The sequence below is a fragment of the Sphingopyxis granuli NBRC 100800 genome, assembly GCF_001591045.1.
Lineage (GTDB): Bacteria > Pseudomonadota > Alphaproteobacteria > Sphingomonadales > Sphingomonadaceae > Sphingopyxis > Sphingopyxis granuli.
In genome coordinates, this window is the sequence record NZ_BCUA01000109.1 from 1 (window position 1) to 9913 (window position 9913).

Consider the following 9913-nt stretch of genomic DNA (forward strand, 5'->3'; position numbering starts at 1 on the left):
CGGCACGTGGGCACCGGAAGCGCGAAAGGCCGCCATTTGCAGGCCGCCAGAGCTGAATGTCGATCCGTCCTAGCGGGGTCCGGGATTCTTCGCCATGCTTTCTTCCATCCGGCGGAGCTGCTCGGCGGTCGCGGGGACGTGGTGGCGCGCCTTCCACTCGGCGGTCGGCATGCCGTGGACGATCGCGCGGGCCGCCTCCTTGTCCATCCCGTCCGCCTCGGCGATCCAGTCGCCCAGGCAGTTGCGGCAAAAGCCGGCCAGCCCCATCAGGTCGATGTTGGCGGCGTCGTGGCGGTGCCGGAGCAGGCGTACCAGCCGCCGGAACGCCGCCGCGGCCGCCGCGTCGTCGAGGGCGTCGAGCGGATCGTCCACGCCGTTCTGGTCTTCGCTGCACGCCATGGCTGCCTCCTTTTGCGTGGATCAATCGATATCGCGCGGTTGCCATGGCGCGAACGAAGCGCCATGCCCACGCACCGTAACGGCAATCAGGCAAGCGGAGCAACCGTGGTCCACACCCTTCCCCCCCGCCAGCGCAAGGTGCGCATCCTCGCCACGCTCGGCCCCGCGAGCGCGAATCCGGAGATGATCGCCGCGCTGTACCGCGCCGGCGCCGACGCTTTCCGCGTCAACATGAGCCATGGCGACCACTCGGGGCATGCGAAGGTGATCGCGGCGATTCGCGCGCTCGAGAAGGCGACCGGGCGCCCGTCGACGATCCTCGTCGACCTGCAGGGTCCCAAGCTGCGCGTCGGGACCTTCGCGGACGGCTCGGCGGAGCTGGTGACGGGGCAGGCGTTCGTGCTCGACACCGATCCGGCGCCGGGGGATGCGCAGCGCGTCCACCTGCCGCACCCCGAATTGTTCGCCGCGCTCGAACCCGGCACGCGGCTGCTGATCGACGACGGCAAGCTGGTGCTGCGCGTGAAGAGCGTGACTTCCGACTGCATCGCGACGATCGTCGAGGTCGGCGGCCGCATTTCGGACCGCAAGGGTGTCAACGTCCCCGACGTCGTCGTGCCGCTCGCCGCGCTCACCGAAAAGGACCGCCGCGACCTGTCCTTCGCGCTCGAACAGCGTGTCGACTGGATCGCCTTGTCCTTCGTCCAGCGGCCCGAGGACGTGGCCGAGGCGCGGCGGCTGATCGGCGGCAAGGCGGCGCTGCTCGTCAAGTTCGAGAAGCCCGCGGGCGTCGCCCGGCTCGAAGAGATACTGGAGATTGCCGACGCCGCGATGGTCGCGCGCGGCGACCTGGGCGTCGAGCTGCCGCCCGAGGCGGTGCCGCCGCTCCAGAAGCGCATCGTCGCGACGGCGCGGCGGCTGGGCAAGCCGGTCGTCGTCGCCACCCAGATGCTCGAATCGATGATTGTCTCGCCGACCCCGACGCGCGCCGAGGTGTCCGACGTCGCGACCGCCATCTATGACGGCGCCGACGCGATCATGCTGTCGGCGGAGACCGCGGCGGGCGCCTGGCCGGTCGAGGCGGTGACGATGATGGATTCGATCGCGCGCTCGGTCGAGGGCGATCCCGACTATTACCGCCGGCTCCATTTCACCGAGACCTTTCCCGACGCGACGACCGCCGACGCGCTGGCCGAGGCGGCAGGCGGGATCATCGCGACGATCGCCGCCGACGCGATCATCTGCTTCACCGCGTCGGGCTCGACCGCGCGCCGCGTCGCGCGCGAGCGGCCCGGCGCGCCGCTGCTCATCCTGACCCCGAAGCGCGAGGCGGCGCGGCGGCTCGGCCTGCTGTGGGGCGCGCACGCGGTTCCGACCAAGGACATCGGCAGCTTCGAGGAGATGATCGCCAAGGGCAAGCGCATGGCGCTGCGCCACGGCGTCGGCCAGGCGGGCGCGAAGCTGGTGATGATGGCGGGGGTTCCCTTCGGCACGCCGGGGTCGACCAACGTGCTCCACGTCGCGACGCTGACCGGCGACGAGCTCAAGGGCTACGCCTGATCGATTCGAAACGGGACAGAATGTCCGGCCCGACCGCGCGGTTTTCCGATCTGATTCAGATCGGGACGAACAAAAATGGTAAACGGTCTTTGCACCATTGACGCGGGGCGGCATAGTCGGTGGAAAGAACGCGCCGGACCCGCGTGGGGGGATCCGCATCACAAGTCTGGAGGTCTAGTCCGCGTGTCCGCACCGTTCCGTTTCCCGCGCTTCTTCGTCACCAGCCCCGCGCCCTGCCCCTATCTGGAGGGCCGGACCGAGCGCAAGGTATTCACCGAACTGAGCGGCAACAATGCGAACGAGCTCAACGACGCGCTCGGCCGGATCGGCTTCCGCCGCAGCCAGTCGGTCGCCTATCGCCCGAGCTGCGCCGATTGCTCGGCCTGCGTCTCGGTGCGCGTCTGCGCCGCGGAATTCCGGCCCAGCCAGTCGCAGAAACGCACGATGCGCCGCAACGGCGACCTTGTCGTCACCGCCTGCAAGCCGTGGGCGACCGAGGAACAATATGCGCTGCTGCGCGCCTATCTGCTGTCGCGCCACCCGAGCGGCGGCATGGCCGACATGGACGAGCAGGATTTCGCCGACATGGTCGAGCAGACGCCGGTCGATTCCTACATGATCGAATATCGCGAACCGGCGGCCGACGGCGGCCGCGGCCGCCTCGTCGGCTGCTGCCTGACCGACCGGCAGGGCGACGGCCTGTCGATGATCTACAGCTTCTTCGATGCCCACCATCCGCTGCGCGAGGGGCTGGGCACCTTCATCATTGCCGATCACGTCCGCCGCGCCGCGAAGGCCGGCCTGCCCTATGTCTATCTCGGTTACTGGATCGAGGGATCGGCGCGCATGGCGTACAAGGCGCGCTTCCGCCCGCTCGAAAAGCTCGGCCCCGACGGCTGGTCGCGCTTCGAGCCGGTGGCGTCCGATCGCATCGCGGCGATGTTCGAACTCGCCTGACCGGCGGCGCGCGGCGTCCGTTCATCGTGGAGCAAGATTTGTCCGCGCATGCCTGCGGTGGGGCATTCGAGGGGTTGTGAAGGAGACAGCCTTGCTTTCGAACGCCTTTTTCCCGAAATTCCCCGTCATGGCCGCGATCGGCCTTGTCGTCGCGGTGCCGGCTCTGGCTTTTGCGCAGGGCGGCAGCGCCGGAACGCGCAGCGGCGCGACGATCGACGGGGTCGGACAGACGCTGACCGTCGATTGCGAGGGCCGCGCGGCGGTCGTCAGCGGCACCGAAAACGAGATCAGCTTCGTGGGCGACTGCCCGTCGCTGACCGTGACCGGCACCGACAACCGGATTCGCATCGCGCTGCGCGCCGGGGCGCCGGTGAATGTGTCGGGCGTCGACAATGTCGTCACCTGGAGCACCGCCGGGAAGGCGCGCCCGCGCGTGTCGATCCAGGGTGTCGGCAACCGGGTCGCGCCCGCGCGCTGATCGCGCGCGCTTCGGCCGGCATCCGTCTCCCCGGTTGACCCGCCCCCGCTTTCAAGGGCATAGCGTTCCGATCAGGACATAAGTCCGGGTCGCATCCATGCAGAGGTTGCCGGGGGGCTGGCGGCCAGGGGGAAGGGATGCCAGCGCGCATGTTCGTCAGGATGGTCGTCAGCCGCAGCGAGCCTGCCTTTCGCGGGCGGGCCGCGCGCGCATGAGCGAGGCGGTCCGGGTCGCGATCATCGGGTCCGGTCCCGCCGGGCTGAGCGCCGCCGCGCGCGCGGCGCAGCTCGGGCTCAGCCATGTGCTGCTCGAAAAGACCGACCATCTGTCGGACACGATCTTCAAATATCAGAAGGGCAAGCACGTCATGGCGACGCCGGCTCGCCTCGACCTGCGCTCCGACTGCCGCTTCGACGAAGGGTCGCGCGAGGCGATCCTGGGCATCTGGGACGAGGACGCCGCGGCCAACAAGGTGACCGTCGCCTATCGCGCCGAGGTCGTCGAGGTCACGGGCGAAAAGGGCGCCTTCCATATCCGGACGGCGAGCGGCGATACGATCGTCGCCGAGCATATCGTGCTGGCGATCGGGACGCAGGGCAACCCGAACCGGCTGCGCTGCCCCGGCAATGATCTGCCGCACATCATCTATCAGGTCGACGACCCGGAGGATTTCAGGGACCGGCACATCACGGTCGTCGGGTCGGGCGACGCGGGGATCGAAAATGCGCTCGGCGTCGCCGAGGAGGCGCTCGAGAACCGGGTGACGATCCTCAACCGGTCGAAGGATTTCGCGCGCGCCAAGGCGAAGAACGTCTCCGACCTGATGGAGGCGGGCGAGAATGGCGCGATCGACATCCGCACCGAAACCCAGCCCAAAATCGTCGAACCGGGCTGGCTGACGCTGGAGACGCCGACCGGCGACGAGCGGATCGAGTGCGACGTGATCGTCGCGCGGCTGGGATCCGTCGCGCCGCGCGCCTTCGTCGAATCGATGGGGATCGAATTCACCGGCCCCGACCGCGAAGCCTTTCCGAAGCTGTCGCCGACCTTCGAGACGACAGTGCCCGGCATCTACGTCATCGGCGCGCTCGCGGGCTATCCACTGATCAAGCACTGCATGAACCAGGGCTATGACGTCGTCGAATTCATCAACGGCAACAACGCGTTGACCCCCGCCGACGAAAAGAACCTTGCAACGATCTTCGCAAACCTGCCACAGCAGAAAACAGTCGGCGAGTGGCTTGACCATCTACGCGTGCGGGTGCGCATCTTCGCCGATGTGTCGCCGCTCCAGATGCGGGAATTCATGCTCGATTCGAAGCTTGCCTATTACCCCGCTGGCGAGGTGGTGTTCGAAAAGGACGAGCCGGGTTCGTCGCTGTTCGCGATCGCCGACGGTCATGCGCTGGTCGAGGTGGCGCCGGGCGTCACCGTGCCGATCGAGCAGGGATCGATCTTCGGCGAGGTCGGGCTGATCTCCGGCCGCAAGCGCGGCGCGACGATTCGCGCCGGCGAGGACAGCATCTTCGTGGAGGTGTCACGCACCGCCGCGCTCAAGCTGATGGGCGCGGTGCCGGGCGCGAAGCGCGTGATCGAACGCATCTCGCTCGAACGCCAGCTTCTCCAGATTTTCAAGGGCGGCCTGAGGGTCGAGGATCTGGCGCCTGTCATCGACGGGGCCGAGGTGATCCGCGTGTCCGCCGGCAAGCCGGTGGTCGTGGAGGGCGACGCGGGCGACGACGTCTATGTCGTCCGTTCCGGCTCGATGGTGGTCGAAAAGCACATCGGCGGCCGGCCGATCTTCCTGCGCTACCTGCCCGCGGGCAGCTATTTCGGCGAAATGGCGGTGCTGAGCGGAGAGAAGCGCAACGCGACCGTCAAGGCAGCGGTCGGCAGCGAGGTGATCAAGCTGACCGGCGCGGGGTTCAAGGCGATGCTCGCCGCGCGGTCGCAGGTGCGCGCGGCGACCGAGGCTGCGGTCGCCGAGCGCGCGGCGATGAACGGCTTCATCGAATCGCGCAAGACCAGCTATACGAGCGCGGTCGATCTTTATTCGGACACCGCCAGCTTCATCATGAAGGAAGGGCTCGGCGAGGCGACCGATGCGCTGCTGATCGACGAGAATCTGTGCGTCGGCTGCGACAATTGCGAAAAGGCCTGCGCCGACAGCCACGAAGGACTGTCGCGGCTCGACCGTGAGGCGGGGCGGACCTTTGCGCATCTGCACGTCCCGACAAGCTGCCGCCACTGCGAGCATCCGCACTGTATGGCCGACTGTCCGCCGAACGTCATCCATCGCGGCCCCGACGGCGAAGTCTATATGGAGGACGGCTGCATCGGCTGCGGCAACTGCATGCGCAACTGCCCCTATGGCGTGATCCGTATGGAATCGACGCCGCCGCCGAAGCCCGGTCTGCTCAGCTGGCTGCTGCTCGGCCGGGGGCCGGGGCCGGGCGAACCGTCGCCCCAATGGACCAAGGCGAATATGCCCGAGGGCAAGAAGCCCAAGAAGATCGCCGTCAAGTGCGACATGTGCAAGGGGATCGCGGGCGGCCCCGCCTGCGTGCGCGCCTGTCCCACCGGCGCTGCGATCCGCGTCTCGCCCGAGGAATTTCTGTCGGTTGCCCGGCTCGAAGAGGATGCCGACTGATGGCGACGCTGTTCCGGCGCCGTGCGCAGCGCACCCATGTCGAACGCGTCCGCCACCGCCGGCACGAGGGATTCCTGCGCTACGCCAATTTCCGCTGGGCGAAGATTTCCGGCATGCTCTGCCTGCTGATCGTTGCTTCCTATGCTTTGGTCGACGTGACACCGCGTCCCAATGGCGGGAGTTGGTACGGCTATACGCTGGGGACGATCGGTGCCGCGCTGATCCTGTGGCTCACCGCGCTCGGCTATCGCAAGCGCCGGATGACGAGCGATTACTGGTCGCTGAAGGCGTGGACCTCCGCGCATGTCTATCTGGGGCTCAGCCTGATCGTCATCGGTACCTGGCACACCGGTTTCCAGCTCGGCTGGAACGTCCACACGCTCACCTGGGCGCTGATGATGCTCGTCATCCTGTCGGGGCTCTATGGCGTAATCGTCTATGCGACGCTGCCGGCGGTGCTGTCGAACAACCGCGAGCAGATGACGCAGATGCAGATGCTCGAGGCGATCCGCGCCTTCGACCGCCAGCTTCATGCCGCAGCGCAGCCGCTGACGGCCGAGGATACCGCCCCGGTGCTCGCGGCGCTGGACGAGGACCCGTTCGCAGGGGGCATCCGCGCGCGGTTGACCGGGCGCTATCCGCGCTGCGCGACGGCGGCGGCGCTGCGCGCGCTGGCGGGCTCGCACGCGGCCGATGCGGAGGCGCGCGGCAAGGTCGTCGGCCTGCTGCGCCAGAAGGAGGCGGCGCTCGCGCGGCTGCGCCGGCATCTGCGGTTGCGGGCGCTGCTCGAAATATGGGTTTATGTGCATGTTCCGCTGAGTTTTGCGTTGATCGTGGCGTTGTCGGCGCACATCGTCAGCGTTTTTTTCTACTGGTAGGCGGGGAGGGGGACGATGAGCTTCATCCTGCGCCGCATCGCGACGACGAAGACGGGCAAGCAGATCGTCCGCGACCAGCCGCTGCCGGGCGACACGATCACGCTGGGGCGCGAAAGCGGCAACGGCATCCACATTCCCGACCTGGCGGTGAACCCGCACCATGCGACGATCGGCAGCAGCGACGGCCGCCATGTCCATGTCGCGGCGCAGGAGGGGCTGGGGTTCGACCTGAACGGCCGCACGCTCGACGCCGCCGACATCGACAGCGCGGCTGGCGCCGAACTGCGGTTCGGCGGGCACCGGCTGACGGTCGCGCGCGAGGGCGACGCGATCGTCCTGCTCGTCGAACGGATCGACGAACTGTCGCAATCGTCGAAGGACGTCGACGAGGCGAAGGCTTTCTCGCTGGCCGGGACGATGCCGGGCAAGCGGCTGGGCGCCTGGACCTTCGCCATCCTCGTCTTCCTCGCCTTCCTCGCCGGGCCGATCTGGGCGTGGCACAGCTATCGACAGGTCGACGAGCGGCCGGGCGGCTATCATGCCGACCTCGCCTGGTCGTCGGGGCCGCTGTCGAGCGCGCACAAGAGCCTGAAGGGCGACTGCCAGTCGTGCCACGTCGACGCCTTCGTTGCGGTGACCGACAAGGCGTGCGTCGGCTGCCACACCGGCGAGCACAAGGCGATGAGCGCGGCGCACGCCAACGCGCCGACCGCGATGCTGCTTGCGGCACGCCACCCGCCCGGTGTCGGCGAGCGCATTCTCGCGGGCTTCGCCAAGACCTTCAACCGGCCGCAGGGCCGCTGCGTCGATTGCCATACCGAGCATGAAGGCGCCGGACCGATGCCCGCGACGCCGCAGAAATTCTGCGCCGACTGCCATGACGGGATGCAGGCGCGGCTGGTGAAGGCGGGCTTCGAGCCGACCGTCGCCGATGCCGCCGATTTCGGCACGCTGCATCCCGAATTCCGGCCGCTCGTGCGCACCGCGCCGGGCGCGAAGCCAGTGCGCGCGGCGCTGAGCAAGGGGGCGATCGTCGATCAGGGCGGGCTCAAATTCCCGCACGACCTGCATCTGCAGGCTAATGGCGGGGTCGCGCGCATGGCGGCGAGTTTCCGCGGCCGCCATGGCTTCGGGCAGAAACTCGAATGCGCGAACTGTCATCGCCCCGACGCCGACGGAGTACGGATCAGGCCGGTCGAGATGGAGCGCGACTGCGCGATGTGCCACAGCCTCGCGTTCGAGACGGTCGGCGGGGTCACGCGGACGCTCCGCCACGGCGAGCCACGGCAGGTGGTCGCCGACCTGATCGCCTATTACCGTTCGACCCCGCCGACGCGGCCGCTGCAACTCGGCGGCATGGAGCGGCGGCGCCCCGGCCAATATGCCGAGGGACAGGTCTACAACATCTATTTCCGCGAGGTCGCGGCGCGCCCGAACCGCGCCGAGGATGCGGTGCGCGCCGTCTTCTCGAAGGGCGGCGCCTGCTATGATTGCCACACCATCTTCGCGCCCGCCGCGGGCAACGACTGGCGCGTGATGGCGGTGAACCAGACGCCGCGCTTCCTGACCAAGGGCTGGTTCGACCATGATGCGCACAGGGAAACCGACTGCGCCGACTGTCACGTCGCGGCGACGCGGTCGAAGGCGGCGAGCGACCTTCTGATCCCCGGCCTCCGCCAGTGCCGCGACTGCCATGTCGGCGAGGGTGGCGCGCGGCTGGTCAAGGTCGCGACCGCGACCGAATCGCCTTGCGCGATGTGCCACGAATATCACAGCGACGGGGGCAAGCCGTGGGTGCCCGCGCGCCAGCGCAGGAAGGGAAGCGCGGCCATCGCCGATCGGCCGCCGCCCGCCGCGCAGGCTGTGAGCCTGATCACAGGGACCGAGGCGCGCGGCCTCTATGATGGGACATGGCGCAGCTCGGCGCCGAAACTGGCCTCGACGACAGGGCGCGGCGGATGAAGATCAGGCGGTCGGGGCCCGGCGGCCGGGGTGGGGGACGGATATGCTAATCGCCCAGATCACCGATATCCATCTGGGTTTCGACCCGGACAATCCGGCCGAATATAACCGCAAGCGCCTCGACGCCGTGCTCGACGTGCTGATCGATGGGCCGAACCGGCCCGACCTGCTGATCGCCACCGGCGACATCACCGATTGCGGCGATGCCGGCAGCTATGCCCAGCTCAAGGCCGCCTTTTCGCGCTGTCCCTTCCCGGTCTGGCCGAGCGTCGGCAACCACGACCTGCGCGACCCGTTTCACGCGGCCTTCCCCGGCTTCGACGACGGTGCCGGCTTCGTCCAATATGCGATCGAACTGCCCGAGCTGCGACTGGTGACCATCGACACGCTGGAGGAGGGGCGCCACGGCGGCGCCTTCTGCGACGCCCGCGCGGCGTGGCTCGACGCCGAACTGGCGAAGGACGGCGGCAAGCCCACCTATATCGTGATGCACCACCCGCCGATCGAAAGCGGGATCGAATGGATGAACACCCATCCCGGCGAACCCTGGGTCGGCCGCCTGACCCGGGTCGTGCGCCGCCATCCGCAGGTGCGCGGCCTGATCTGCGGCCACCTGCATCGCAGCGTGACCGTGGCGTGGGAAGGGCGCACCATCGCCATCTGCTCCTCGACCGCGCCGCAGGTGTCGCTCGACCTGCGGGCGATCGACCCGGACCGCCCCGACGACCGCCCGATGATCGTCGCCGAGGACCCGGCTTATGCGCTGCACCACTGGAACGGGCGCGAACTGGTCAGCTTCTACGACCATGCCGGGGCGCACACGACCCTCGCCAGATATGACGAGCGCCTGCAACCGCTGGTGCGCGAGTTGAAGGCCGAACGGCCGGAGTAGGCCGGTCCGGGATCGCTCGTCGTCCTGTGGCCTGTGGGGATTCGGGTTTCGGCACGGATGTTTCCCTTTCGTCACCCTGAAACAGGTTGGCAGTTAGCAATTGGAGCGGCGTGCCATAAATCTGCAACGCCCCTTAT

General features: G+C 68.3%; 8 protein-coding genes. 7 read left to right on the top strand and 1 reads right to left on the bottom strand.

The genetic code is table 11. The features are described 5' to 3' along the window. Positions 1-69 precede the first annotated feature (69 nt). Positions 70-399 carry a DUF1244 domain-containing protein gene (locus SGR02S_RS17505; RefSeq protein WP_067112997.1) on the bottom strand — a complete coding sequence of 110 codons (330 nt, stop codon included), beginning with the start codon at positions 397-399 and terminating at the stop codon, positions 70-72. Positions 400-462: 63 nt separating this feature from the next. On the opposite strand from SGR02S_RS17505, the gene pyk reads away from it, so the two are divergent. The 7 genes from pyk (at position 463) to SGR02S_RS17540 (ending at position 9776) form a co-directional block, all read left to right on the top strand. After that, entirely contained in the window at positions 463-1959 is a 1497-nt protein-coding gene (pyk, locus tag SGR02S_RS17510; protein WP_255211516.1) for a pyruvate kinase, read from the top strand. A gap of 183 nt (positions 1960-2142) precedes the next feature. Continuing rightward, a complete protein-coding gene (locus SGR02S_RS17515; RefSeq protein ID WP_067113001.1) occupies positions 2143-2916 on the top strand; it encodes an arginyltransferase in 774 nt (257 codons plus the stop codon). Positions 2917-3043: 127 nt separating this feature from the next. Then, on the top strand, positions 3044-3394 hold the full coding sequence (locus tag SGR02S_RS17520) for a DUF3060 domain-containing protein (RefSeq protein ID WP_067113003.1): 351 nt from the start codon (positions 3044-3046) through the stop codon (positions 3392-3394). Positions 3395-3605: 211 nt separating this feature from the next. Further along, positions 3606-6044: an FAD-dependent oxidoreductase gene (locus SGR02S_RS17525; protein WP_067113005.1), complete on the top strand. Its 2439-nt coding sequence runs from the start codon at positions 3606-3608 to the stop codon at positions 6042-6044. Next, on the top strand, positions 6044-6922 hold the full coding sequence (locus SGR02S_RS17530; RefSeq protein WP_067113007.1) for a hypothetical protein: 879 nt from the start codon (positions 6044-6046) through the stop codon (positions 6920-6922). Before SGR02S_RS17525 ends, SGR02S_RS17530 begins: the two co-directional genes overlap by 1 nt. Positions 6923-6937: 15 nt before the next feature. Next, positions 6938-8884: a cytochrome c3 family protein gene (locus tag SGR02S_RS17535; protein ID WP_067113009.1), complete on the top strand. Its 1947-nt coding sequence runs from the start codon at positions 6938-6940 to the stop codon at positions 8882-8884. 43 nt (positions 8885-8927) lie between these two features. Continuing rightward, a complete protein-coding gene (locus tag SGR02S_RS17540; RefSeq protein WP_067113010.1) occupies positions 8928-9776 on the top strand; it encodes a phosphodiesterase in 849 nt (282 codons plus the stop codon). The last annotated feature ends 137 nt before the right edge of the window (positions 9777-9913 follow it).